General features: G+C 40.5%; 21 protein-coding genes, 1 other RNA gene and 1 pseudogene. 15 read left to right on the forward strand and 8 right to left on the reverse strand.

Features of this window, described 5'->3' with window-relative positions; genetic code table 11:
• Nucleotides 1-13 precede the first annotated feature (13 nt).
• The 3 genes from fabZ (at nucleotide 14) to QL989_RS09930 (ending at nucleotide 1,768) form a co-directional block, all read left to right on the forward strand.
• A complete protein-coding gene (fabZ, locus tag QL989_RS09920) occupies nucleotides 14-466 on the forward strand; it encodes a 3-hydroxyacyl-ACP dehydratase FabZ (RefSeq protein WP_008110974.1) in 453 nt (150 codons plus the stop codon).
• A gap of 2 nt (nucleotides 467-468) precedes the next feature.
• Nucleotides 469-1,239 carry an acyl-ACP--UDP-N-acetylglucosamine O-acyltransferase gene (gene lpxA, locus QL989_RS09925; RefSeq protein WP_008110972.1) on the forward strand — a complete coding sequence of 257 codons (771 nt, stop codon included), beginning with the start codon at nucleotides 469-471 and terminating at the stop codon, nucleotides 1,237-1,239.
• 136 nt (nucleotides 1,240-1,375) lie between these two features.
• Nucleotides 1,376-1,768 (forward strand): septal ring lytic transglycosylase RlpA family protein, encoded by a 393-nt coding sequence (locus tag QL989_RS09930; RefSeq protein WP_198523476.1) that lies wholly within the window; start codon nucleotides 1,376-1,378, stop codon nucleotides 1,766-1,768.
• Between the two features lie 12 nt (nucleotides 1,769-1,780).
• Here QL989_RS09930 and cydC read toward each other — a convergent pair whose 3' ends face one another.
• Genes cydC through QL989_RS09955 form a run of 5 tightly spaced genes read right to left on the reverse strand, consistent with a single transcriptional unit; the run spans nucleotide 1,781 to nucleotide 8,171 of the window.
• Nucleotides 1,781-3,517 carry a thiol reductant ABC exporter subunit CydC gene (gene cydC, locus QL989_RS09935; protein WP_290170168.1) on the reverse strand — a complete coding sequence of 579 codons (1,737 nt, stop codon included), beginning with the start codon at nucleotides 3,515-3,517 and terminating at the stop codon, nucleotides 1,781-1,783.
• Nucleotides 3,510-5,285: a thiol reductant ABC exporter subunit CydD gene (gene cydD / locus QL989_RS09940; RefSeq protein WP_290170171.1), complete on the reverse strand. Its 1,776-nt coding sequence runs from the start codon at nucleotides 5,283-5,285 to the stop codon at nucleotides 3,510-3,512. Before cydD ends, cydC begins: the two co-directional genes overlap by 8 nt.
• Nucleotides 5,275-5,439: a cytochrome bd-I oxidase subunit CydX gene (cydX, locus tag QL989_RS09945; protein ID WP_008110965.1), complete on the reverse strand. Its 165-nt coding sequence runs from the start codon at nucleotides 5,437-5,439 to the stop codon at nucleotides 5,275-5,277. Before cydX ends, cydD begins: the two co-directional genes overlap by 11 nt.
• 12 nt (nucleotides 5,440-5,451) lie before the next feature.
• The gene (cydB, locus tag QL989_RS09950; RefSeq protein WP_131691336.1) at nucleotides 5,452-6,591 is read right to left on the reverse strand and encodes a cytochrome d ubiquinol oxidase subunit II; all 1,140 of its coding nucleotides are present in this window, start codon (nucleotides 6,589-6,591) and stop codon (nucleotides 5,452-5,454) included.
• On the reverse strand, nucleotides 6,588-8,171 hold the full coding sequence (locus QL989_RS09955) for a cytochrome ubiquinol oxidase subunit I (protein WP_010388142.1): 1,584 nt from the start codon (nucleotides 8,169-8,171) through the stop codon (nucleotides 6,588-6,590). The genes cydB and QL989_RS09955 overlap by 4 nt, the downstream gene beginning before the upstream one ends.
• Before the next feature lie 292 nt (nucleotides 8,172-8,463).
• Between QL989_RS09955 and lpxB the strand changes: the two genes are divergently transcribed.
• The 6 genes from lpxB to QL989_RS09985 all read left to right on the forward strand — a co-directional run bounded on the left by lpxB (nucleotide 8,464) and on the right by QL989_RS09985 (nucleotide 16,448).
• On the forward strand, nucleotides 8,464-9,621 hold the full coding sequence (gene lpxB, locus QL989_RS09960) for a lipid-A-disaccharide synthase (protein WP_290170177.1): 1,158 nt from the start codon (nucleotides 8,464-8,466) through the stop codon (nucleotides 9,619-9,621).
• Nucleotides 9,611-10,210 (forward strand): ribonuclease HII, encoded by a 600-nt coding sequence (gene rnhB, locus QL989_RS09965; protein ID WP_290170179.1) that lies wholly within the window; start codon nucleotides 9,611-9,613, stop codon nucleotides 10,208-10,210. The genes lpxB and rnhB overlap by 11 nt, the downstream gene beginning before the upstream one ends.
• Nucleotides 10,211-10,212: 2 nt before the next feature.
• Entirely contained in the window at nucleotides 10,213-13,704 is a 3,492-nt protein-coding gene (dnaE, locus tag QL989_RS09970) for a DNA polymerase III subunit alpha (RefSeq protein ID WP_290170181.1), read from the forward strand.
• A 16-nt stretch (nucleotides 13,705-13,720) separates the two neighbouring features.
• Nucleotides 13,721-14,677 (forward strand): acetyl-CoA carboxylase carboxyl transferase subunit alpha, encoded by a 957-nt coding sequence (accA, locus tag QL989_RS09975; RefSeq protein ID WP_008110950.1) that lies wholly within the window; start codon nucleotides 13,721-13,723, stop codon nucleotides 14,675-14,677.
• A 122-nt stretch (nucleotides 14,678-14,799) separates the two neighbouring features.
• Nucleotides 14,800-16,110: a tRNA lysidine(34) synthetase TilS gene (gene tilS / locus QL989_RS09980; RefSeq protein WP_290170185.1), complete on the forward strand. Its 1,311-nt coding sequence runs from the start codon at nucleotides 14,800-14,802 to the stop codon at nucleotides 16,108-16,110.
• On the forward strand, nucleotides 16,107-16,448 hold the full coding sequence (locus tag QL989_RS09985) for a hypothetical protein (protein ID WP_138605024.1): 342 nt from the start codon (nucleotides 16,107-16,109) through the stop codon (nucleotides 16,446-16,448). The genes tilS and QL989_RS09985 overlap by 4 nt, the downstream gene beginning before the upstream one ends.
• A 57-nt stretch (nucleotides 16,449-16,505) precedes the next feature.
• Here QL989_RS09985 and QL989_RS09990 read toward each other — a convergent pair whose 3' ends face one another.
• Entirely contained in the window at nucleotides 16,506-17,402 is an 897-nt protein-coding gene (locus QL989_RS09990; RefSeq protein ID WP_198523468.1) for a GGDEF domain-containing protein, read from the reverse strand.
• A 126-nt stretch (nucleotides 17,403-17,528) separates the two neighbouring features.
• Between QL989_RS09990 and QL989_RS09995 the strand changes: the two genes are divergently transcribed.
• Nucleotides 17,529-19,502, forward strand: coding sequence for a monovalent cation:proton antiporter-2 (CPA2) family protein (locus QL989_RS09995; RefSeq protein WP_290170192.1), 1,974 nt, complete (start codon nucleotides 17,529-17,531; stop codon nucleotides 19,500-19,502).
• Nucleotides 19,503-19,512: 10 nt separating this feature from the next.
• Here QL989_RS09995 and QL989_RS10000 read toward each other — a convergent pair whose 3' ends face one another.
• Nucleotides 19,513-20,658 (reverse strand): patatin-like phospholipase family protein, encoded by a 1,146-nt coding sequence (locus QL989_RS10000; RefSeq protein WP_138605021.1) that lies wholly within the window; start codon nucleotides 20,656-20,658, stop codon nucleotides 19,513-19,515.
• 172 nt (nucleotides 20,659-20,830) lie between these two features.
• On the opposite strand from QL989_RS10000, the gene QL989_RS10005 reads away from it, so the two are divergent.
• From QL989_RS10005 to QL989_RS10025, 5 genes are all read left to right on the forward strand, one after another.
• Nucleotides 20,831-21,709, forward strand: a complete 879-nt coding sequence (locus QL989_RS10005; RefSeq protein WP_178956337.1) for a DUF3014 domain-containing protein — start codon at nucleotides 20,831-20,833, stop codon at nucleotides 21,707-21,709.
• A gap of 139 nt (nucleotides 21,710-21,848) precedes the next feature.
• Nucleotides 21,849-21,945: signal recognition particle sRNA small type (gene ffs, locus QL989_RS10010), an RNA gene on the forward strand.
• A gap of 133 nt (nucleotides 21,946-22,078) precedes the next feature.
• On the forward strand, nucleotides 22,079-22,708 hold the full coding sequence (locus tag QL989_RS10015) for a Tn7 transposase TnsA N-terminal domain-containing protein (protein ID WP_290170196.1): 630 nt from the start codon (nucleotides 22,079-22,081) through the stop codon (nucleotides 22,706-22,708).
• Nucleotides 22,701-24,524 carry a Mu transposase C-terminal domain-containing protein gene (locus tag QL989_RS10020; protein WP_290170199.1) on the forward strand — a complete coding sequence of 608 codons (1,824 nt, stop codon included), beginning with the start codon at nucleotides 22,701-22,703 and terminating at the stop codon, nucleotides 24,522-24,524. Before QL989_RS10015 ends, QL989_RS10020 begins: the two co-directional genes overlap by 8 nt.
• 2 nt (nucleotides 24,525-24,526) lie before the next feature.
• Complete coding sequence (locus QL989_RS10025; RefSeq protein ID WP_290170202.1) at nucleotides 24,527-25,528, forward strand: TniB family NTP-binding protein; 1,002 nt, start codon at nucleotides 24,527-24,529, stop codon at nucleotides 25,526-25,528.
• Nucleotides 25,529-25,550: 22 nt separating this feature from the next.
• On the opposite strand, the pseudogene QL989_RS10030 reads toward QL989_RS10025, so the two are convergent.
• Nucleotides 25,551-26,655 (reverse strand): annotated as a pseudogene (locus QL989_RS10030) (hypothetical protein); the annotation flags it as partial.

A 26,655-nucleotide genomic window follows, 5' to 3' on the forward strand; every position in this document is an offset into this window, starting at 1 on the left:
AAAGGATGCTATTTTGGCAAACGAATTAAATAGCCTTGATATTCAAGAAATTTTAAGTTTATTACCGCACCGTTACCCGATGCTACTAATTGATCGTGTAATCGATTTCACCCCAGGTGAATCATTGCATGCAATTAAAAATGTATCGATTAATGAACCTATTTTTACTGGCCACTTCCCAAATCAGCCGATTTTTCCTGGTGTGCTAATATTAGAGTCAATGGCGCAAGCAACGGGTCTATTAGGGTTTAAAACGGTTGAAAATCGTAGCGAAAATGAACTTTACCTATTTGCAGCTGTAGACAACGCGCGTTTTAAGCAGCCAGTTGTGCCAGGTGATACCATGCATCTTCATGTTAAGTTTTTAAAAGAGCGTCGTAACATATGGAAATTTGCGGCTGAAGCTAAAGTTGACGGCAAAACAGTGTGTAGCGCCGAAATCATGTGTGCTAGAAGAGAGTTTTAATTGTGATCCATGCTACGGCAATAATCGAACCGGGTGCAAAACTTGGTAACAATGTGTCAGTTGGACCATATAGTTACATCGGTAATGATGTTGTTATTGGTGATGACTGCATTATTGAGTCTCACGTTGTTGTTAAAGGGCCTGCTACTATTGGCTCTGGTAACCATATTTTTCAGTTTGCCTCTGTGGGCGAAGCCTGCCAAGACAAAAAATATAACAACGAACCAACCAGTTTAATTATTGGCGACAATAATGTGATTCGTGAATGTGCGACTATCCACCGCGGTACAATTCAAGATGAAGGTGTTACCAAAATAGGCAGCAATAACTTATTTATGGCTTACACCCACGTTGCACACGATGCGGTAATTGGCGATAACGTTATTTTTGCAAATAATGCCAGTGTAGCGGGTCACGTTCATGTTGGTGATTGGGTTATTTTAGCGGGTAACTCAGGTGTTCATCAATTTTGTAAAATTGGTGCGCATGCATTTGTTGGTATGTATTCGGGGGTAAACAAAGACGTACCTCCATTCGTTACCACCATTGGTATGCCAGCAGGCCCTGCAGCAATCAATACTGAAGGCATGAAACGCCGTGGTTTTGAAAGTGATGAAATCATGGCAGTACGCCGCGCTTATAAAGCGTTTTACCGCAAGAGCTTAGGTGTTGATGAAGCGATTGAATTACTTGCTGAAGATGCTGCAAAGTTTCCAGCAGTGCAATTGATGATTGATTTCGTTAAAAGCTCAGAACGCGGTATCGTGCGTTAATACAGAGCATTTTAATAGATATAAAAAACCACCTTTGAGCAATCAAGGTGGTTTTTTATTAGCTGATTAATAATTCAGTCTCTACTCAGTATCGTCCTATTACACTCCCTCTACATTTTTCAATAAAGTATAAAGAATGAAACTAATAAAGTTAGTATTGCTTTCAGTACTGTCGGTGATTTTGGCCGCCTGTAGTACTGCGCCAGGTAATATAAATAATCAACAACGTGATGTTGCAGAGCAAGGTAAAGCATCATTTTATGCTGATAAGTACCACGGCCGACTTACTGCCAGTGGCGAGCGATTTAGTCAACAAGCGGCAACAGCTGCTCACTTAAAGCTCCCGTTTGGTACACGAGTAAACGTTACTAATATTGCTAATAATAAGTCAGTGGTGGTGAGAATTAACGACAGGGGTCCTTATATTCGGGGGCGAATTATAGATTTATCTAAGGCGATGTTTAAAAAAATAGCCGACCCTAAAGTCGGCGTTATTGATGTATCGGTCACCGTTATTGAGAATAAGTAATACTGCTAAGGGCTAAAAGCGGGTTGTTAACGCCACATAGTCAGGGTGTTCATTGAGCAATTGTTGATGTGAACCTTGAGCGATGATTTGTCCGCTATCTAACCAGATGACACTATCCATTTGCGATAACAACGCTGGATCATGAGTAATTGTTAATACACTGGCGTGCTCTTTCAGTTGTAAAACACTGTTCATAACAGCTTGTTTAGAGATATTATCGAGCCCTTCAGTCGGTTCATCGAGTACTAAAATGGCGGGTTTTTGCAGCAGGGCCTGTGCCAAGGCTATACGTCTTGATTGACCTTGAGACACATTTCGCCCGCCGGTACCTAAACGGGTTTTCAGCCCTTGTTTGAGCTCAGAGAACCAACCACCAAGTTCTGCCTGTGTTAATGCTGCTATCATTTGTTGCGAGGTTGCATCGGGAGCTGCATAAGCAAGGTTTTCGCTTAATGTGCCATCAAAAATATGATGCTGCTGAGCTAAAATATTTAATGTCTTTGCACGACTCTCATTATTTAAATCATGCAGGCTTATGATTTCTTTGTCGCTTTGTAAGTTTATTGTTCCTTGCTGCAGTGGCCATAAACTACTGAGCAAATTCACTAAGGTAGTTTTACCACTGCCGCTTCTACCAACAATAGCCACTTTTTGCTTCGCGGGGAGCTCAAAACTCACATTATTTAATGCCTGCTTTTGGCCATAGTGATAGCTGACATTATTTAACGACAAAGCCCAGTGCTTATTTAATAGCTCAATATCTGTGGTTGATACATTGTTTGTGCTAAGCGTTTTGTCTTCAAGAATAAAGAGTCGCTCAGCTGCTTTTAGTACATAAGGAAGCTCAATAAAGGCGTTAGGCAGTAACAATACGCTTTCAAAGCTGGCAAGCACAAACAGGCTCAACATCGCCAGCTCTACATTGACCATAGCACCGCTAAACACTAGCGGCACAATAGTAACAATGCTGGAAAGCATAGCTAATTGCACTATGAGTAAGCTTAAGCCATCAGCGTTGCCAAGAGCCTTATGACGAATAAATAATTGCTGATTATACTGCTCACTTAACAGATCACACTTAGTGAGTTGTTGGTTTCGAGCTTGATAAATATTTAGTTCTCTAAGGCCCGTAAGGGTGTCTGATAGCTCTGCTCTAAGTTGTGCACTAAGTAAGGTTTCTTGGTGACTATTTTTATCTAATTGCTTACTTAATATTGCCGGTATAATCACCCCAATAATAATAATCCCAACAAAACAAATAAGGGCGACATTTACATTGTAGGCTGACATAAACAGCATAATAATAGGCACAGTCAGTAAAGCTACTAACATCGGCAGCAACACATTTAAATAAAACTTATCTAATGCGTCTACATCGTTTTGCAAGCGATTAACTAAATCGGCACTGCGGCTCATAGCTAAATCAAGGTTATTGAGCTTGCTGAGAGTGGCGAACATGTTTACTCGTATTTCACTTAACAATAAAAATGTGGCGTTGTGAGTAACTAAGCGTTCAGCGTAACGTGAGGCGGTGCGCACAATCGCTAAAAAGCGGATGGTGCCAGCTGGGGTAAAGTAGTTCATATGGACGCCGGCAATTCCTGCGGCTGCCATAGAAGCTAAAAACCAGCCTGAAATAGCGAGTAAGCCTACATTAGCTAGCACCGTGAGTGACGCTAGAAACGTCCCCAAAAGCATCGCTTTATAATGAGGGCGGCACAATTTGAGTAAACGAATAAAATTAGCCATTAGTTACCCCTTGTTCTGCTGTTTGCAGTAGCTTTGCAAATTCGCCAGATTGCTGGCTGAGCGCTTTAAAATCGCCTTGTTGAACGATACAGCCGTTTTCCATAACGATAAGTTGCTTAGCATTTTTTACTGTATTTAAGCGATGTGCGATGGTGATCACCAAGTGGTTTTTTGCATATTCAGCAATAGCGTTTTGAATGAGTTGCTCGGTTTGACTATCTAAATGAGCGGTTGGCTCATCGAGCATTAAAATAGGGGCGTGTTTTAAAAATGCACGAGCTAATGCTATACGCTGTTTTTGCCCGCCAGATAGCCCTTCACCTTGCTCACCTATTAAGGTGTTAAAGCCATCGGGTAGCTCGTTAATAAATTCCAGCGCACCTGCCTGCTCTGCAGCATCTACAAGTGCTTCATATGAAGCGTCTGGGTTACCTAATTTTATGTTGGCGGCTAGGGTGTCGTAAAATAAGGTTGGCTTTTGTGGGATCCATGCAATGTTTTGTTGTAATTGGCTTATATCCGCGGTCGTCAATGGTTGTTGGTCAATAGATATATGTTGTATTACTTCTGGGTGAAAACCAAGCATGCAATCAAGTAGGGTGCTCTTACCTGAGCCGCTAGCTCCGACAATGGCTACTAGTCCTGTGCTTGGCAGGGTTAAATTAATATTATTTATTCCCTCATTGCTATTAGGGTAACTAAAGTTGAGCTCATGGATGCTTATAGTTCTACTAGCATTACCATTGATCTTTGCTGTGTGGCTATCATCATTTTCGGGCAGTGGTGCATTTAAAATAATCAACATATCTGCCGCAGCACTAATTCCCTGCAGGCGTGCATGGTAATGGCTGCCTAATTGGCGAAGGGGTAAATAAAATTCAGGTGCTAGTAACAGCACTACAAAGCCAGTAGCAAAATCTAGGGTACCAAAAAATAATCTAAAGCCAATAATTACCGCTACCAGTGCCACACTAATTGTGGCTAAAAACTCCAGAGCAAAAGAGGATAAAAAAGCAATTTTTAACACGTTCAGCGTTGCGTGTCTAAAGTCATCGGAAATACGCGCGATTTGTTTAAGCTCTTTGCGTGTGGCATTAAATAATTTTAGTTGAGTAAGCCCTTGTACGCGATCAAAAAAGTAGTTACCTAACACTGCCAGTTGTTGCCAACGTTTTTGATTAAGTGCCTCGGCTTTGTGGCCAACTAAAATCATAAAAAATGGAATAAGTGGTGCAGTTAATAAAAATATCAGTCCTGCTTTATAATCGGTCGGAAATATAACCACTAATATTGCAATGGGAATAAGCGCACTGTAGGCAACCCCAGGTAAGTACTTTGCATAGTAGTCATGCAGTGCCTCAACACCATTATGCAGCGTGTTAAGTGTTGCACCTTGGCCATGTTGCTCTATATAACTTGGGCCGAGTTGTGTGAGTTTATCGAGTAAGGTTTGGCGAATAGCCGATTTAATTTTAAGGGTAGCAAATGCGCTCAAGCGCTCACTTAACGCTAAGAAAATGGCGCGCAGTAAAATAATACCCGCTAAAGGCCATAAATAGTGGGTTACTTGGGCTAAACTATGCCCTTCAAACATCACCTCATGAATGGTTTGCGCGAGTAAGTAAGCGCCTGCAATCATTAAAATCGCATTAACTGTTCCAAGTGCAATGCTTAGCTTTAACCACATTGCCGCCGGTTTACTCTGCTGTTTTAAAAAAGCGCGCAGGGGTTGTTGCTGCGCGCGATTTGGTCGGGGATTAGTCGTCATTGTGATTTGTATTATGCTCGTTTAATAAATCATGGGTGGCTTGTTCATCATCAGCAATGCTGTTTTTATTTTGATGAAATTCATACCACATCACGTTTATAACGCCTAAGGTACAAGCAAGCAGTACACCTAAAATCCACGCGAAATACCACATAACTTAGTCTCCTTAATAACTGCCGTGAGGGTTATTTTCAATTTCATCAACGGTCACTCTGCGCCACATTTTCACATAACACCAGGTGGTGTAGGCTAAAATGAGTGGCACAAATATAACCACAGCAATGAACATAACATTGAGTGTTCTGTGGCTCGATACCGCATCCCAAATTGTTAAGCTAATATCAGGGTTATTGCTTGAAGGCATAATAAACGGAAATAACGATACGCCCGCAGTCATAATCACCCCAATTAACATCACACTGGTTGCTAATAATCCCAAAGCGGGCTTATTCAATTTAGAAAACAGGAGTGCACACAGTGCCATCGCAAATGCCAAAATAGGGAAGGTCATTGTCCATGGACGCTCACTGTAGTTATTAAGCCATGCGCCTTGAGCAGTGGTAACTACTTTAGCTAGTGGATCTGCATGGCCTTGGGTGTCACCCATAGAGGCAATTTGATAGCCCGTTAGGTTGGCAACCCACACACCAGCTGCCGCAAATAACACTATAAAGGCAAGTAATGAGTAGCGACCATATTGTCCTGAGCGCTCAGCAACTTGATCAGCGGTTCGCAGTTGTAACCACATGCCCGCATGTGCCACTAACATAGTAATACTAACCAAGCCGGCAATGAGCGCAAACGGATTAAGTAAAGCAAAAAACGACCCTTGATAACTGACTCTTAATAAATTATCGATATGAAACGGCACGCCTAAAAACAAGTTACCAAACGCTACACCAAATACTAGGGCAGGTATGGCACTGCCGGCAAATAAGCCCCAGTCCCAGTTATTACGCCAGCGTTTAGAGTCAACCTTAGAGCGATAATCAAAGCCTAAAGGTCTAAAAAATAATGCAAATAACACCAGCATCATGGCAAAGTAAAAACCAGAAAATGCTGCTGCATACACCATAGGCCATGCTGCAAATAAAGCGCCACCTGCGGTTATAAACCATACTTGGTTACCATCCCAATGGGCGCCAATAGTGTTAATAACGGTACGGCGTTCAGAATCTGTTTTGCCGACTAAGCGTAGTAACATGGCAACGCCCATATCCATACCATCGGTAATGGCAAAACCAATTAACAGCACACCAATAATTAACCACCAGAGCATTTTTAATGTTTCATAATCAAAAATCATGATAGTTCTCCTTTAGCAGCCGAGCTGTGATCAGGTAATTCAAAATGGTACTTACCGGTATGAAGGGAGCTTGGTCCTTGCTTAATAAATTTAATCATTAACCATGCTTCAACAATCGCCAGTCCAGTATAGAAAACAATAAAACCAGTTAAGCTAATTAAAATATCATTAACCGTCAGGGATGACGTTGCTAAAAAGGTCGGTAACACTTCAGAAATTGCCCATGGCTGGCGGCCATATTCAGCCACAATCCAACCAAACTCGATGGCAATCCAAGGCAGAGGAATGCTTAATACTGCGGCCCACAACAACCAACGTTTTTGTTCAATAATACGATGGGCGTTGTAATAAAAAGCAAGGATAAATACGCCAAGCATGATCACGCCACAGCCAACCATAATCCTAAATGACCAAAACATAGGACCCACTTTAGGGAAGGAGTCTTTAACGGCTTGTTGTATTTGTGCCTCACTGGCATCTGCTACATTAGGGGTATAACGTTTAAGTAATAAGCCATAGCCTAAATCATCTTTCACGTTATCAAACTTTTCGATATTTTCAGGGGTATCGTCACCTGCGCGAAGTTTTTCTAGATATTCATAAGCAATCATGCCATTGCGAATACGCTTCTCGTGTTTTTTCTCAAGATCTGAAATACCAATCACTTGTTCATCAAGTGAGCGCGTTGCAATAATACCTAATGCGTAAGGAATTTTAACCGCAGCATGAGTTACTTGCTCTTCAGAGTCAGGAATACCCAGCATGGTAAAAGCTGCGGGGGCTTCTTCGGTATGCCATTCAGCTTCAATGGTCGCGAGTTTTACTTTTTGTACTTCACCGACTTCGTAGCCAGATTCATCACCGAGTAAAATAACACATAAAATAGAGGCTAAACCAAAGCCTGATGCCACCGAGAACGAACGTTTAGCAAATGCCAAATCACGTCCTTTTAATATGTACCAGCTACTAATCCCAAGCACAAACATAGACGCCGCAACATAACCTGCAGACACAGTATGAATAAACTTAACTTGCGCTACAGGGTTAAATACTAGCTCTGCAAAACTAGTCATTTCCATACGCATGGTTTGATAGTTAAACTCTGCCCCGACTGGGTTTTGCATCCACGCATTAGCAACTAAAATCCATAGCGCAGACATATTAGTGCCCAGCGCCATTAAAAATGTTACTCCTAAATGCTGGCGTTTAGAGAGCCTGTCCCAACCTAAAAAGAACATCCCCACAAAGGTTGATTCTAAAAAGAAGGCCATTAAGCCTTCAATAGCCAGTGGTGCACCAAATACATCACCCACATAATGAGAGTAATACGACCAGTTAGTACCAAACTCAAATTCCATGGTGAGGCCGGTAGCCACACCAATAGCAAAGTTAATACCAAATAACTTGCCCCAAAACTTAGTCATATCGCGATAAATCTCGCGACCGGTCATAACATATACCGATTCCATAATAACTAAAATCCAGGTCATACCGATTGTTAACGGCACAAATAAAAAATGAAATAGAGCGGTGACAGCAAACTGTAATCGCGATAGATCCACAAAGGTTTCATCTATCATTTTTGGCTCCTTTGGTTGTGATGCAGTGACAGCACAAAGCAATTGTTAATATTTTAATAAACTTTCAGTAACTTCTGAAAGTTTGCGTCATTATTAGTGTTTGTACAATTTTTGTCAATATGTATATTAGAAAACTTTAATATACTATGACATTACATCAGTCTATAAAATACGCAATCATCAATTAAGAGTAAGCTAGAAAAAGGTGGTGCGTTTTAAGCGTTTAACCTAGCCTTAAAACACGGTAAACTAATCGGTATGAACGCCGGGTTTACTTGTGAAAAAATAGCAAATGAAAAAAGATAAAAAACAACTACGAATTGGTATTGTGGCAGGTGAACTGTCGGGCGATATTTTAGGTGAAGGGCTCATAAAAGCACTTAAAGCGCATTTTCCTGATGCAATTTTTGAAGGTATTGCAGGTCCTAAAATGCAAGCTCAAGGCTGCAAAACGCTGTTTGATATGGATGAACTGTCGGTTATGGGGTTGGTTGAAGTCCTTGGCCGTTTACCGCGCTTGCTAAAAATTCGCAAACAACTTGTGCAGCACTTTATTGATAATCCTCCTGATGTCTTTATAGGCATTGATGCGCCCGATTTTAATTTACGTGTAGAAAAACCGTTAAAAGATGCGGGTATTAAAACTGTGCAATACGTTAGCCCTTCAGTGTGGGCGTGGCGTGAAAAACGCATTCACACTATAAGTGCAGCCACTAACTTAGTATTGGCTTTATTACCTTTTGAGAAAGAATTTTACGACAAGCACCAAGTACCTTGTACTTTTGTAGGCCACACATTAGCCGACGACATTGCACTTGAACACGACGATAGCCAAGCCCGTAGCCAACTAGGCTTAAGTGCTGATGACAAGGTGTTAGCGTTATTACCCGGGAGCCGGGGCTCAGAAGTGGGCCTGTTAAGTGAAACTTACATAAAAACAGCGGCGCAGTTACAAACGCAGAACCCAGCGCTTAAAGTCGTTGTGCCACTGGTGAACGAAAAGCGCAAAGCGCAGTTTATTGCTATTTTAAATGCCACAGCGCCCTCACTTAATGTTAACTTACTAGACGGCCAATCAAATTTAGCCATGCAAGCCGCCGATGCCATATTACTGGCATCAGGTACGGCAACGCTTGAGGGCATGCTATATAAAAAACCAATGGTGGTTGGTTATAAAATTAAACCCATGAGTTATTGGATTTTTAAAACCTTATTTACCTTTAATATTAAATATTTTTCGTTACCTAATTTATTAGCAGACGAAGAGTTAGTGCCAGAGTTTTTGCAAAGCGAATGTAATGTCGCTAATTTGACAGCAGCACTTACCCCTATGCTAAATAGTGACAATAAAGAATTAAAAGCCCGCTTTTTAGCCATACATGAAAAAATTAGATTAGATGCAAGTAAACAAGCTGCAAATGCAGTGGCGGAGTTAATAAATGCAAATTGAACGACCTAATGTAACCCTAATTGCCGGTGTAGATGAAGTGGGTCGTGGGCCGCTGGTGGGCGACGTGGTTACTGCCGCTGTTATTTTAAATCCCAATAAGCCAATCGCAGGCCTTGCCGATTCTAAAAAATTAACGGATAAAAAACGTCAATTATTAGCCACTGAAATAAAAGAAAAAGCACTGTGTTACGCCATTGGCCGTTGTAGTCCAAGCGAAATAGATGAGCTAAATATATTACAAGCCACTATGCTTGCCATGAGTCGCGCAGTGGAAGCACTTAGCACAGTGCCTGAATTTGTGTTTGTAGATGGTAATCGCCTACCTGAATTAGCTATGCCCGCCCAAGCGGTGGTTAAAGGTGATAGCTTAGTCGCTGAAATATCAGCCGCATCTATTTTAGCAAAAGTGGCTCGTGATGATGAAATGATTGAACTTGATGCGCGCTATCCACAATATGGGTTTGCAGGGCATAAGGGGTATCCGACCAAAGCACACTTTGCAGCGCTTGAGCAATACGGCGCTATAGATGAGCATCGTAAGAGCTTTAAACCGGTGCAGCGTGTGCTTGCGCTTTCGGGTAAGGAGTAATTATGCCAGCTCCTGATTTTGTTCACTTACGAGTGCACTCAGACTTTTCGATGGTTGATGGTTTGGCAAAAACCAAACCAATAGTCGCTAAAGCACAAGAGCTTGAAATGCCAGCGCTGGCAATTACCGATCAAATGAACTTTTGTGGTTTAGTGCGTTTTTATGGCGCAGCGCATAACGCAGGTATCAAGCCACTTGTTGGTGCTGATTTTTGGGTACGTAGTCCTGAGTTTCCTGATGAGCCAAGCCGAATAACGTTATTAGCTAAAGATAATACTGGCTATAAAAATATTACTTTATTGATTTCTAAAGCTTACCAACGTGGTCATGTGTTTCATCGTCCAGTTATTGACCGTGAATGGTTAGTTGATTTAAAAGAGGGGCTCATCATACTCTCGGGTGCTAAAGATGGCGATTTAGGAAAAGCATTAATAAAAGGCAACCCCGCTATTGTTGAGTCGGTGGTAAGCTTTTATAAGCAGCACTTTAGCGATCATTATTATATTGAGCTTATTCGCACCAACCGTGCTCAAGAAGAAAATTATTTGCATATGGCAGTGGAGCTTGCAACCACAGAGCAACTGCCAGTGGTGGCTACCAATGAAGTGGTATTTTTAAAGCCAGAAAACTTTGAAGCCCATGAAATTCGGGTGGCTATTTTTGATGGTTATACCCTAGATGATAAACGCCGACCAAAGCGTTTTTCACAAGAGCAATACCTAAAAACGCCAGAGCAAATGGCAGAGCTATTTAGTGATATTCCAGAGGCGTTACAAAATACCGTAGAAATCGCAAAGCGCTGTAATGTAACCGTTCAATTAGGTGAGTATTTCCTACCAGATTACCCTACAGGCTCATTAAAAATTGATGAGTTTTTGGTTAAAGTCTCACAAGATGGACTTGAAGAACGACTGCAATTTTTATTTCCTGATGAGCAAGAACGCCAAGAAAAACGCGGCGAATACGATGAGCGTTTAAAGATAGAGCTCGATGTAATTAACCAAATGGGATTTCCTGGTTACTTCTTGATCGTAATGGAATTTATTCAGTGGAGTAAAGATAACAATATTCCAGTAGGTCCAGGGCGTGGTTCAGGTGCGGGCTCCTTAGTAGCTTATGCGCTTAAAATTACCGACCTTGATCCACTAGAGTTCGATTTACTCTTCGAGCGCTTCTTGAATCCAGAACGTGTTTCTATGCCCGACTTTGACGTCGATTTTTGTATGGATAGACGTGATGAAGTAATTGATCACGTATCGGCCTTGTATGGCCGTGATGCGGTATCGCAAATTATTACCTTTGGTACTATGGCGGCCAAAGCGGTTATACGCGATGTAGGCCGGGTACTTGGTCATCCGTATGGATTTGTTGATCGTATTTCTAAGCTTATTCCGGGCGATCCGGGAATGACCTTGGCCAAAGCGTTTGAAGTTGAACCTCGTTTGCAAGAAGCCTACGACGGCGATGAAGAAGTTAAAGACTTAATCGACATGTGTCGTATTCTTGAGGGGTGTACCCGTAATGCCGGTAAACACGCTGGGGGCGTTGTAATATCGCCGACCACAATTACCGATTTTGCTGCGCTTTATTGTGATGATGAAGGCAAGTTTCCGGTTACTCAGTTTGATAAAAACGATGTAGAAACCGCCGGTTTGGTTAAGTTTGACTTTTTAGGCTTACGTACACTGACCATCTTGCAGTGGGCAGTGGATATGACCAATGAACGCTTAAAGCGTGAAGGCAAGCAGCCGGTTGATATCAACACCATTCCACTGGATGATAAAAAAAGTATAGAACTACTGCTGCGCGCTGAAACCACTGCAGTATTCCAGCTAGAATCACGCGGCATGAAAGACCTAGTACGCCGATTAAAGCCCGATTGCTTCGAAGATATGATAGCCCTAGTTGCTTTGTTCCGCCCAGGTCCACTGCAATCAGGCATGGTAGATAACTTTATCGACCGAAAGCTCGGCAGGGAAGAAATTTCATACCCCGATGCGCAGTATCAACACGAAAGTTTAAAGCCGATTCTTGAGCCGACTTACGGCATTATTTTATATCAAGAACAAGTTATGCAAATAGCGCAGGTGCTGGCCGGTTATACACTAGGCGGCGCCGATATGTTACGTCGTGCCATGGGTAAGAAAAAGCCCGAAGAAATGGCAAAACAGCGCTCAACCTTTGAAGAGGGCGCGCGTAATAATGGCATTGATGGCGAGCTTGCAATAAAAATATTCGACTTGGTTGAAAAGTTCGCGGGTTATGGTTTTAACAAATCTCACTCAGCAGCTTATGCATTGGTATCGTATCAAACGCTGTGGATGAAAACCCATTATCCGGCCGAGTTTATGGCTGCGGTAATGTCGGCCGATATGGATAACACCGACAAAATAGTAACGCTGGTGGATGAGTGTGAAAACATGAAACTCACTTTGTTACCGCCCGATGTAAACGCTGGTGAATACAAGTTTACTGTTAATCTTCAAGGTGAAGTTGTTTACGGTATAGGAGCAATTAAAGGCGTGGGTGAAGCCCCCGTTGATGCCATATTGGAAGCGCGAGCGAAAGGTGGCCCATTTAAGGATTTATTTGATTTTTGTGCGCGTGTTGATTTAAAACGCTTGAATAAACGTGTCACCGAAAAATTAATTTATGCAGGTGCATTGGATCAGCTAGGACCAGAAAAAAACCAACCAGGGCGAGCAACGCTGCTGGCAAGTTTAAAAGATGCAATGCGCGCAGCCGATCAACACAACAAAGCTGAGCTGTTAGGGCAAAGTGATTTGTTTGGTTTACTGGCCACAGAGCCTGATGAAGTAGAGCAAGCGTTTATTAAAGCCACACCACTTACAGATAATCAGTGGCTTGATGGCGAAAAAGATACCTTAGGCCTTTATTTAACTGGCCATCCTATAAACCAGTATCGACGAGAGCTTGGCCATTATACTAGTGGCCGACTCATTGATTTGCAGCCCACTAACCGTGATGTAGTCTCAACTGGGGCGGGCTTGGTGATTGCCGCGAGAACCTTAATTAATAAAAAAGGAAATCGCTGGGGCTTGATAACTTTAGATGACAAAAGCGCCCGAATTGATGTACGCTTGTTTCCAGAACAGTTTGAAATGTACCAAGATATGTTGCAAATCAATAATATTTTGGTGATATCCGGACAGGTCAGCTTTGATAACTTCTCTGGTGGTATTACAATGACCGCCAGAGAAATAAACACCATTGCTCAGGCGCGTGAAAAGCGTATAAAAGCGATTAAGATGACGCTGAATATGGTGCAGATCGAGGCTGGTTTCTTCGATAAATTACAAAAAGTACTCGAACCATACAAAATGGGAACGTGTCCGATCAAGGTATATTATCAACGCCCCGATGCGTTGGTGCAATTAACCCTAGGGATCGAATGGTGTGTTACGCCAAGTGACGACTTAATTCATAAGTTATCGCTGATGGCAGCGCAAAATGTAGAACTAGAATTTAACTAATTAGGTAGTTTAGAGCATGAGCCTCAATTATCTTGATTTTGAGCTTCCAATCGCAGAATTAGAAGCAAAAATTGAAGAATTACAAAATGTAAGCCGCGCTGGCGAATTAGACCTTGGATTAGAAGAGGAAGTCAGCAAACTTAAAGAAAAGAGCGCACAAATGAAGGAGAAAATTTTCTCTGAACTTGGTGCTTGGCAAGTATCACAGCTAGCACGTCATCCGCTGCGTCCTTATACTCGAGATTATATCGAGCGTATTTTTACGGAATTTGACGAGTTTGCGGGTGATCGTACGTTTGCTAACGACCCTGCAATTTTAGGCGGCGTTGCTCGTTTAGATGGTGAACCTGTTATGGTGATCGGTCAGCAAAAGGGCCGTGGTACTGCTGAAAAAATTAAACGTAATTTTGGCATGCCAAAACCAGAAGGTTACCGTAAAGCATTGCGCTTAATGGAAATGGCTGAGCGTTTTAAAATGCCAATCATGACATTTATCGACACCCCAGGTGCATACCCAGGTGTTGGCGCAGAAGAGCGTGGTCAGTCTGAAGCAATTGCACGTAACCTAAAAGTAATGGCCGCACTAAAAGTACCTACAATTTGTACTGTTATTGGTGAAGGTGGTTCAGGTGGTGCATTAGCGATTGGTGTAGGCGACAGAGTAAACATGCTGCAATACAGCACTTACTCAGTTATTTCACCAGAAGGCTGTGCCTCTATTTTATGGAAAAGTGCTGATAAAGCGCCACTTGCAGCAGAAGCAATGGGTGTAACAGCCGAGCGTGTTAAAGAGCTAGATTTAATCAACAACCTAGTTGATGAGCCGCTAGGTGGTGCACACCGTAATTATGATGCCATGGCACGCAATTTAAAAGTTCGCCTTAAGCGCGATTTAGCAGACTTACAAGCGTTATCGCTTGAAGAAATGCTTGACCAACGTTACAAGCGTTTAATGTCGTTTGGTTATTGCTAAACATAGCTAAATGTAGCTAAATATAGAAAAAAGCCGCCTATGCGGCTTTTTTTGTTTTAAAATAACGTAACGTAGAGCCTTTCTTATTGGGGTTATTAGCAATTCACTCATTGGTTATAATAATGAACACATCACATATTTATCTGCAGGTACAAAAAGCCCTCAATCATTATATAGAAAACGGGCAATTCACGTTTACAGTAGCCTTATCTGGTGGCGTAGATTCAGTGGTGTTGTTGCAGATAATGCATGGATTAAAAGAGCAGTGGCCACAATTAAATTTAAGTGCAATTTATGTAAATCATGGCTTAAGTGATAACGCCCATTACTGGCAGCAATTTTGCCAAGCACGTTGTGAGCAACTTTCAATTTATTTTAAAGCGGCACACGTCATAATTAAGCAGCAATCGCGCACCAGTATTGAAGCGCAGGCTCGCGAAGCTCGTTATCAAGCGCTTGACGAATACAGCCCAAGTGATAGTGTCATTTTGTTAGGTCAGCATTTAAACGACCAAGTAGAGACATTTTTACTTCGTTTAAAGCGCGGCTCAGGCTTAAAAGGGCTCGGCGCTATGCAGCAAACTCGTGTGCTTGAAAGTGGCCGTGAGTGCTATAGGCCATTATTGGCGGTAAAACGCAGCGAGATAGAAGCGTTTGCCCAGCAATTTAATATTAGCCATATTACCGATGAATCCAACGCTAATGAGCACTTTGACCGTAATTTTTTGCGCCAACAAATAGTGCCTAAGTTGGCAGAGCGTTTTACTGGTTTTGAGCAGTGTACAGCACGAAGTATTGAATTATTACAGCAGCAGCAAGCACTACTGGATGAGTATACCCAGCAAGATCTCGCTCAGTGCGTTAATCAACATCAGGCGCTTAATATACAAAATATGGCTCATTACAGCGCTATTCGCATTGCTAATGTATTACGCGCGTGGCTGGCATTATTTAGCCACACTATGCCCTCACAAAAGCAATTAACACAAATAATGAGCCAAGCCATTCATGCACAAGCTGATGCACAAATAAAAATTGAGCTAAGTGATGGGCAAATACGTCGCCATCAAGGTTTACTTTATTTTGTGCAACCAAAGCCATTAGCCGTTAATATTGAGCAGGTAATAAGTAATGAGCTGGTTTTGAGTGACGGAAAAAAATTATCATGTCAGCAAGGAGTGGGTATACGAGCCCCTAAAACGGATGAACAAGTTAGTGTGCGCTTTAACTGCAATAGTGCGCGTATTAAACCACTCAAAAAACCAGGTAGTAATACGCTTAAACATTGGTTTAAAGATGCAAAAGTAGCGCCTTGGCTACGTGCTGATATTCCATTAATTTTTTACAACGATGAGCTAGTGCAAGTGGTTGGTTATTTTGTTAGTGATAACCATAAAGATGAACATGGTGTAATTTGGGAGTATAAATTATGAGTCAACAAGCTCATGTTGGGCTGTCGCTTATCAATAAGGCACCCATTGGCATATTAATTACGCTATTGATTGCGGTTTTAGCGAATGTATTTTTAACCCTTAGTATTACTACCCTCGGCTACGCTGTATTGGGTGGCATGGTATGTGCCGCCATTTTACTTGCCTACTGGTTGGGTAAAGGGGGCGTGTTTTTCATTTTAGGAGTGAGTACGCCTTTACTGTTGGTGCTTTTTACACCGCTTGCAACAATTGCCGCACTACTTAATTTACTCAGTGGCTTCTTTTTTGGCTTTTGCGTCATGCTACTAATTTACAAATACTTTATATTAAAAAAGTAGCGTAAAAAAGCCCAGCGGGGGAGGCTGGGCTTTTCAAATATTATGTTCTTTTATTGTTTAGTAAGCTTTTGCGCAGTTTCGCCCAGATGCCTTTGCTTTATACAAGCCCTTATCCGCACGAGAAAATATCTCATTTTGGCAATCATCACTGTTAGTTAGGGTAAAACCAATACTGGTTGTTACATTGTACTTAGACATAATCGGTGAGTTTCTTACTAAACGCATAATACGTTCAGCAATCACTTTATTAGTGGTAAAAGCGGGGTCCTCAATTAGTATTGAAAACTCATCGCCGCCAAAACGAAATACCGAATCTGTGCCTCTAATACTACTAGATAAAACTGTGGCAAATTCTATTAAAACGTCATCGCCAATTTTATGACCATAGTTATCATTTACTTGTTTAAAATTATCTAAATCAAGCAGCATTAAACTAAATGGATGGCCGTTACGTCTATGATTTTCAAGCTTTTGTTGTAACATGTCATTAAATTGACTACGGTTGTTTAACCCCGTTAAAGAGTCTTTAGTTGCTAGCTTTAATACACGGCTGTACATTATGGCATTTCGCAGTGGATATATTAATACGCTGTGAAAGTGCTGCAGCTTTTTTTCAATAGCCGCACTAAGCGGATATTTGGTGTAATAAGTGAGTGTGCCTAAATGCTCATTTTCCACTTTTAGATCAAATGAGTAGGCTGGGTTTTCAACATCACTATTAGGTGTTTTTACATCAATATGAGCTGATTGAAAGTGCACCCCAGAAAAATTAAGCAGTTGTTTTGCAAAGCTTGCAAATGTACCTAAAATATCTTCCAGCACTAGGCTAGTTTGCAGTTTGGCCGCCAGCTCATGTAGTGCTGTTGGTGTATTGCTATTGTATTGCTCCGCTGAGAACGGCAAAAATTCACCGCGTCCAGAGATACGTTGTGTCAAAATATGAACGTTTTCCACTATTTATTCCCCCTATAGTATTACTTTTTATAAATAAGCAGATTGCGTGCCATATTTTTATTCTGGCTGAAAGTTATGCGGTTGCTATAGTTAAGTCACACTCCATAGATTGTTTTAAGGTTTGCGTTGCAAAGTATTAATGCTCAGATTTTTGGACTTTTAGTCGCTGCGGTTTTATTTGTATGGATATTTAAGCGCATAGGGCTTCCCCCTGTATTGGCATACTTGGCTGTGGGTTTATTCGCGGGTGGTCATGGTGTCGGCTGGATGACACAAAGCCATGAAATAGACTTTATTGCAGAGCTAGGTATTGTATTTTTGCTATTTAGCTTAGGTTTGGAGTTTTCAGTATCGCGCCTAATGGCAATGCGTAACATTGTATTTGGTTTAGGGTCGTTGCAAGTATTTGTTAGTAGTATTTTGCTGATTGTGATTCTGTACTTATTAAATTTTAATTTATTAACCAGTTTTACCATGGGCATTATTATTATGCTTTCCTCTACTGCGGTAGTTGCTAAATTATTAAAAGAGAGCGGCGATTTAAATAAACGCCGAGGGCAATTAGCAATCGGCGTTTTACTATTTCAAGACATTGCCGTTGTACCATTACTGATTATTTTACCATTATTTGCCAGCAGTGATTCTAATGATATTGGCTGGGCATTATTGTTTGCACTTTCTAAAGGGGCGTTTGTATGCCTTTTGTTATGGGCTATTGGAAAATGGGTTTTACCTAAAGTTTTTAATGAAGTGGCATTAGCAAAAAGTGATGAACTATTCGTGTTAACGACTCTATTAGTTGCTTTGTTTGCGGGTTTACTTACTTATTCATTTGGCTTATCAATGGCATTAGGGGCATTTTTAGCGGGTATGATGCTTGGTGAAAGCCATTACCGCCATCAGCTAGAAGCGGATATTCGCCCGTTTCGTGATATTTTAATGGGTTTATTTTTTGTCACCGTAGGTATGCAATTAGACATAAGTTTTGTTGTTAATCATGCAGGGATTATTGTTGTTGCCTTACTAGGAATTCTAATTTTAAAAATCGCCGTAGTAACCGTGTCGTCTTTATTTATGGGAGAGCGAAAACAGGACGCATTAGCCTGCGCTATTATGTTATGGCAAATGGGAGAGTTTGGTTTTGTGTTAATAGCACTCGCAGCACAGCATGACTTACTGAGTGTGGAGCAAGTATCATTTTTAATTGCCATGGGCGTAATTTCTATGGCACTCACCCCGTATTTAATCGATAAAACCCCCTTTATTTTAAAGCGACTGGGTATGTTAGAACGCGCTAAGTTTGCCTATGAAGACGAGCCGCAAAGCAGTACGCTTTATAATAATCATGTAGTTATATGTGGATTTTCTCGGGTAGGGCAAACTATTGCTCGCTTTTTATCGCCAGAGGCTATTGATTATGTGGCCATTGAAAGCGATCCCATATTAGTGCAAGAAGGAAAAGCGGCGGGTGAACCGTTATTGTTTGGTCACGTTGAGCAAAAAGATATTTTAAAGTGTGCAGGGGTAGAGCGAGCACGTTTAGTGATTATTACCTTTACGGAATTTCAACAAACTCAAATAGTGATTGATGCCATAAAGCAGGTTGCTCCTAGGGTAAAAATACTCATAAGAACCCGTGATGACAGTCAACTAGAGCGTTTAAAAGATTTAGGCGTCACTGAGGTTGTTCCTGAGGCATTAGAGGCAAGCTTAATGCTGGTCTCACATGTGTTGTCTATGTCGGGTGTACCAATGAGCCGAATAGTCCGTCGCGTTAGTAGTGAGAGGCGTAACCGCTATAAGCTATTGCAAAGCTTTTTTGCAGGCGAAAACATCGAAAGCGATACCAATTTGCCCGAACGCTTAGAGTACTTACATGTCATTGCCTTGCCGGATAAAGCATTTGCGGTAAACAAGGCTATTAGTGAGCTTAATTTAGCTAAAAGAAAGGTGCTAATTAAGGCGCTTCGACGTGAAGGCGAGGAGATAGAGATGCCACAGGAGCATACCATATTATACGCAAATGATATTTTAGTATTGCAAGGTAAACCTAGGCGAGTAGAGCATGTTGAGCATTACTTACTTGATGGCATTGAGTAAGAGTGGCTTCTTAGTCTAGCTCTAAAAACTTTCTCATCTCGGGCAGTTGCTTCATACCATCTTCGTATCCAATTTGAATTAAGTGCTGGGTGTAGCGTTTTTCAAATAATAAATAACTGGTTAAACTCGACTGAGAGCGTTTTTTTACACCTATCATACGCAGTAACACTTTAATTGCCCAAGGCATATCGTCATAGTATTGCGCTGCAATTGCATTAAAGTTTTGCGAGGGGTTAATGATAAAGCTGTCTATTTGTTTTAACTCTTGATGCTTTTGCTTATTTGGTAATAACCCCAGTGTACGGTTTACTCTATCTAAGCGTTCTAAATCAGACTGCATGGTGTCGGTAAATACACTGTCGAGTAAGTGACCTGCTACCGCAGAAAGCCCTGGAAAATGCGCAGAGTAACCTGGAGGATGAGGTTCCTTGGGTTGCTCAACACCAATAATAAATATTTTGTTTGCCCCTAAGTGAATAGACGGGCTTAAAGGTGAAAGTTGATGTATTGAACCATCACCAAAATAGTGGTTATAAATATTTACACTAGGGAACACCATAGGAATAGCACTAGAGGCCATTAAATGCTCAACATTGATACGCGTAGCGCGACCCTCGCGCTTTGCTCGTTGCCAAGAATGCTGTGTATTTGACTGAAAAAAAGCAACAGAATCACCAGTAGTATAACTAGATGCTGTAATCGACAGCGCCTCTAAATAGTCACGATGTAAGTTACGTTCAATTCGATGTAAATCAAGAATATCGTTTAATAGTTTTCTAAGTGGCCGATTATTTAACAAACTCGCTGGTGGATGGTTTATATGCTCAGACTGAAAACTAGTTAAAATATTACGAGTAATATGGCCAAATACACTCAGAAAGTCACTTTTGTATACCATAGAGGTGGAAAAGTTTTTCCATACTGTTTCTAGCTTTCTAACGGCTAAATGCATACATGAAGCGTAACACGCTAACGCCGCAGAATTAATTGCGCCAGCAGAGGTTCCATTTATCACTCTAAAGGGCAGTGGGGCAGTTCTGGGCATACTTTGCGCTAATGCTTTTAACACGCCCACTTGGTAAGCCGCTCGGGCACCACCACCGGTAAGTAATAAAGCCACTTTTGGTTTACTAGGATCGACTTGCTTAATTTTCATGTTACGTATTTAAACTGTTCACTGTCTTTACTTTATTTATTCACTGTAAGTCTTTAAGCTAGAAGAATCAAAGGATACATTAGCTACATTAATAAATATTAGTGTAAGTTATGAATTAAACCTGTTTAGAGTACTCTAAACAGTATCGCATTTTTATATTTATGGAGTTCGTATGTCAGATAAACCATCAGGATCAGACGTTCAAAAACGTCCGCCGAATAACAACCTTATCTTTGCTGGGGTTATTTTATTAATCATCATTATTGCCGCTGCGTTTGCTTTATTAAAACCAAGTGAAGCTCCAAAAACAGTTATGCAGGTTGAAGAACCAGTAAAAGAACAACCTATTATGGAGCTAAAACCTGAGAACGACCCTGTGGTAGGTGCGCCCTCTGTTAAGCCTGAAAAACCTGCCGAATTAGCCGTTCCAGCTCAGCGCCCAGAAGTTGAGCCTGAAGCTGAAGTTGTGCCTTTACCAGCGTTAAACGACAGCGACCCTGTAGTCATCGCAAAATTAGATGAATATTTGGGGGATGTAGCGATGAGCTTAGTGTTAAATGATGATGTTATTCGTCGTGGCGTGGTATTTATTGATAATTTAGCAAAAGGCAAAGTGGCTACCAAGCATACCCCAGTTGCAAAATTAGAAGAGGGTTTTAGCGTAAACGAAGGGGATATTTTAACAATTGACCCTAATAGCTATGAACGCTATACCCCGTATGTAAAAATACTCACAAGTATGAGTGCAGCTCAAACTGTGCGTTTATACGAAGAGTATAAACCGCTGATCAACAGCGCATACACTGAGATTGGTTATGGTGATGATGAGTTTACTCAAACACTTGAAGATGCCATTGACCTGTTACTTGATACTCCTGAGCCAAAAGGTAGCTTACCATTATTGCGTGATTCAGTGACCTATCAGTATGCGTTTTCAGAATGGGAGCAATTACCCGCTGCGCAAAAGCAACTTTTACGCATGGGCCCAGAGAACATGAAAAAAGTAAAAGCGGCACTACGTAACATAAAAGCTGAGTTAGAGAGCAATTAATAATCGCTTTAACACCCAAATAGACTGCGATTGTATATGAAGTATGCAATCGCACTTTCTTTTTTGATTACCCCTTGAATAACAGAGCAAAAGTAGAGATAATCTCAATCGCGCCAACCAAGGCCCTCAATGGTAGTCTTATTGGTCCTCTCGCAACACTAGCAGGCGAACCTGGTCAGGCCCGGAAGGGAGCAGCCACAGTTTGTGACGTGTGTGCCGAGATGTGGCTGGTAAGACTGCCACCCAAATTCCTCATTTGGGTGTTGTTTGAAGTATAAGTTGACATATTTGTACTAAAAGATGGCATAAATTGGAAGTATAAGGTGGCATAGTCTAGTATTTAACCAAATGGTTAGGTGGCTGACTCACATGTACAGAAGAAAACTCAAACACTCTCGTGTTAAAAACCTCCATAAATTTGCTAGTCAAAAAAATAAATCTACCTGTTTAGTTGAATCCTCTTTAGAGTTTGATGCGTGTTTCCATTTTGAATTTTCACCATCAATAGCCGCATTTGAAGCACAACCACTCGGTTACGAATATGAGTTTGATAACCGTATTTGCCGTTACACACCTGACTTTTTACTTACCCACACAGACGGCACGCAAAAATTTATCGAAGTAAAACCGCAAAGCAAAATTGCCGATGAAGACTTTCGTGCACGTTTTATTGAAAAGCAAGCCATAGCTAAGCAAGATAGGCGCGATTTAATACTGGTTACTGATAAGCAAATCCGTGTATACCCAACACTCAATAACTTAAAGCTCTTACATCGCTACTCTGGTTTTCAGTCTTTAACAGAGTTGCAAGCATCGGTGCTAGAACTTGTTAAGCAATACGGTTCTATTAAAGTGGGCCAGTTAGTTAGCTTTTTAAAAGTATCTGCCGGTGAGCTACTTGCTACAGTGTTACGATTATTATCATTAGGGCAGTTATTTGCCGACTTAACTACAAAGGAAATATCAATAGAAACAGCAATTTGGTCTAACAATGTTTAATGATGGTTTGTTTGATGACGAATTTAACCAGCCATTACCAAAAGTAGAGACTAAACTACCTCAAAATTACGCCAAAGATTTACAAGCCCTTCCTGAAAAAATTAAAACAACAACATTCGCTAAGCTTAAATATATTCAATGGCTTGAGGCTAATATTCAAGGCGGTTGGACACAAAAAAATCTTGAGCCTTTATTAAAAATAATGCCCGAAGTTGAGGGAGAAAAAAAGCCCAGTTGGAGAACCGCCGCACGATGGTATAGCGTTTATACAAATGCAGATAAAAATATCATGGCGCTAATACCAAGCCATCAAAAAAAAGGTAACAGGGAGCGCGAGACAGCAACTGATAAGTTTTTTGAAAAAGCACTTGAGCGTTATTTAGTAAAAGAAAAACCTTCGGTGGCTTCGGCTTACAAGTATTACGCAGACTTAGTTATTATTGAAAACGACAGTGTTGTTGGCAGTGTTTTAAAGCCTTTAACATACAAAGCGTTTAAAAACAGAATAGATAACTTACCGCAATACGAAGTAATGATTGCTCGTTATGGTAAGCGCCTTGCTGATATTGCTTTTAATAAAGTAGAAGGGCATACACGGCCAACCCGTGTACTCGAAAAAGTTGAAATTGACCATACACCGCTTGATCTTATTTTATTAGATGATGAGCTGCATATCCCACTTGGACGGCCAACACTCACCATGTTAGTAGATGTGTATAGCCATTGTGTTGTTGGCTATTACTTTAGCTTCAGTGAGCCTAGCTACGATGCAGTAAGGCGAGCAATGTTAAATGCGATGAAACCTAAAAGTGAAGTAGCAAAACTATACCCTGATACGATTAATGAGTGGAAGTGTGCTGGCAAAATTGAAACTCTCGTTGTTGATAATGGCGCTGAATTTTGGAGTAACAGCCTTGAACTTGCTTGTGAAGAGATAGGCATTAATACTCAATATAACCCTGTCGCAAAGCCTTGGTTAAAACCATTTGTAGAACGTATGTTCGGCACAATTAACACTGAATTATTAGACCCTGTTCCTGGTAAAACCTTTTCTAACATTTTACAAAAGCATGAATACAATCCCAAAAAAGATGCAATCATGCGCTTTACGACCTTTATGCAGTTATTTCATAAATGGGTAGTAGACGTTTACCACCAAGATGCCGACAGCCGCTTTAAGTACATACCTAGCCAATTATGGGATCAAGGCTTTAATACGTTACCACCAACAGTGCTGAGTAATGATGATCTTCAACAATTGAATGTTGTGCTCAGTATTTCAAATCATCGGGTGCTTCGTAAAGGTGGGATACGGCTAGAAAACTTAAGCTACGACAGTACTGAACTGGCGAACTATAGAAAGCAGTTTAGCCACAAAGTATCTCAAGAAGTTTTAATTAAATTAAACCCCGATGATATTTCTTATATATACGTTTACCTCGATAAGCTAGAACATTACATAAAAGTGCCATGCATAGATCCAAACGGTTACACCCAAAGTTTAAGTTTGAACCAGCATAAAATAAATATACGTATTCACCGCGATTTTATTTCGGGCTCTATCGATAATGTAGGCTTAGCAAAAGCGCGTATGTTTATTCATAACAAAATTCAAAACGAGTTTGAAGAGTTAAAAAATGCGCCAAAACATTCAAAGGTAAAAGGGGGTAAAGCGTTAGCTAAGCATCAGAATGTAAATAGTGACTCACAAAAATCAATAGCTCAGAGCGAGCCAGTAGAACCCAAAAAGGTTACACCTAAAGAGCAACCAACTGATAGCTGGGATGACTTTATCTCAGACCTAGATGGATTTTAATTATGCTGACCGATAAACAGAAAGAAAAGCTTAATGAATTTCGCGATGTATTTATTGAATACCCAATAATAAGCACGGTATTTAACGACTTCGACAGATTAAGACTTGGTAAAGGGTTAGCTGGTGAAAAGCCTTGCATGCTGTTAAATGGCGATACAGGCACAGGTAAAACAGCACTAATAAAACAGTATAAAGAACGTCACTTACCGCAATTTATTAATGGAGTGATGAATCACCCTGTATTAGTAAGCCGCATACCCAGCAACCCGACACTAGAATCTACTTTAGCCGAGCTTCTTAAAGACTTAGGTCAAGTAGGCAGTACAGAGCGTAAACTTCGAGTAAATGGTACTCGATTAACGACATCATTAATAAAATGCCTCAAAACGTGTGGCACAGAGCTTATAATTATTGATGAGTTTCAAGAGTTAATTGAGCATAACCAAGGTAAAAAACGCCGCGAGATTGCTAACAGATTAAAGTATATTAATGACGAAGCGGGCGTATCGATAGTATTAGTTGGTATGCCGTGGGCAGAAAAAATAGCAGACGAACCTCAATGGTCATCGCGTTTATTAGTAAGACGGCAGCTGCCTTATTTTAAGTTGTCAGAAAACCCAAAGCATTTTGTGCAGTTAATAATTGGCCTAGCCAACCGTATGCCATTTACCGAAAAGCCAAACCTAAGTGAACAATCTACAGTGTTTGCTTTGTTTTCACTATCAAAAGGCTGTTTTAGAACACTAAAATACTTTTTAGATGATGCCGTACTTTACGCATTAATGGACAACGCGAAAACCCTCACAACCAAGCATTTAGTCAAAGCATTTGAAGTACTGTTTCCTGATGTAGCAAACCTTTTTACTTTACCCGTTGCAGAAATTACAGCAAGCGAAGTTGAGCGCTATTCACTATACAAACCTGAAAGCGCCCAAGATGAAGATCCGTTTATAGCGACCAAGTTTACTGACCGAATGCCGATTAGTCAGTTGTTGAGGAAGTAATATAAAATCAGTTAATCATCAGTTAATCATCAGTTTTAAATTGGCTCCCGAATATGTGGTTCAAAGAGTCAACTTTGTATTTTTTGAGTCGATATTTTATTGAAGGTTTTTCCAAATCAACTCCTACTAGATGTTTAATTTTTTTATGTGGGAATTTCTTAATATCAGTGGGCTTTTCTATTAAACCAACCTCTTTTAAAAACTCTTTCTGTTCGTGCATATCTATAAAATCACTTTTATAAGTTTGACCATAAAAAAGTGGAATATTGAATAGGCACATATTCATATGTAGAGCGTTATTATCAGTATCAACGCTTACTTCTACATTTTCAAGCTCAAACTCTTTACTGAAAATTTCTTTAAAAAAGAATAAACTTTCATCAGCTTTTACAGCATCATGGTATGGATTTGCAAAGCCAATCATTGATTTAGCTTTCTTATAATCTTCATTACAGCGTTCACCTGATGGTACTAAGTTACTCAAGGTTGTTGCTAAAAAAGGGAATTTAGATTTGGGGTAAAAATGGTCTAAGCTTGGCCTTGTTTTAGCTCCTTCAACAACAATTGTTGGTATTTCTTCCTGATTACAATAAGGACAAACGTCAATCCCAAGAAAATTTGTTATGTCGTATCCAAATTCTTTAGACATTAACTCATAGTCAAAAATACTTGAAAAACTATGAACCCAAAATGGAAAATCCATTTGTTCTGAAAGCTTAAATGTACCTTTTTTAATTTTATAAATGTCGAGTAACTTTTTTTTCTTTTGAGCAGTGGTTGCCCTATGATCCTCAGTGAAAAGGAATTTTATTAAATGAGTGGCCTGATATTCTCTTAAATTTAAAAGCAAGTTATTCTTAGTTTCATCAAAGAGTTTGTTTATTGCATCAGTATTTTCTGGTTTTCTTAAATCAAGTTCATTAACATCAGAATTTGTGTAATTAAGTTCAAAGTTTACAAAGAAATACTCAGGGCAATAAAACTCAGCTAGGCTGGGTACTTGTTTATAAATTTTATCAATAACTTGACATAACTCTGAAGAGCCGCAGAAAGTTAATTCAATTAAACTCTCTTCTGAAAAAAGTGCTTCAATTTTATTTTTGTTCTCTAAATCAACAGTATTGAAA

The sequence above is a fragment of the Pseudoalteromonas sp. APC 3224 genome (assembly GCF_030407535.1).
In the GTDB taxonomy this organism is placed as follows: Bacteria; Pseudomonadota; Gammaproteobacteria; order Enterobacterales; family Alteromonadaceae; genus Pseudoalteromonas.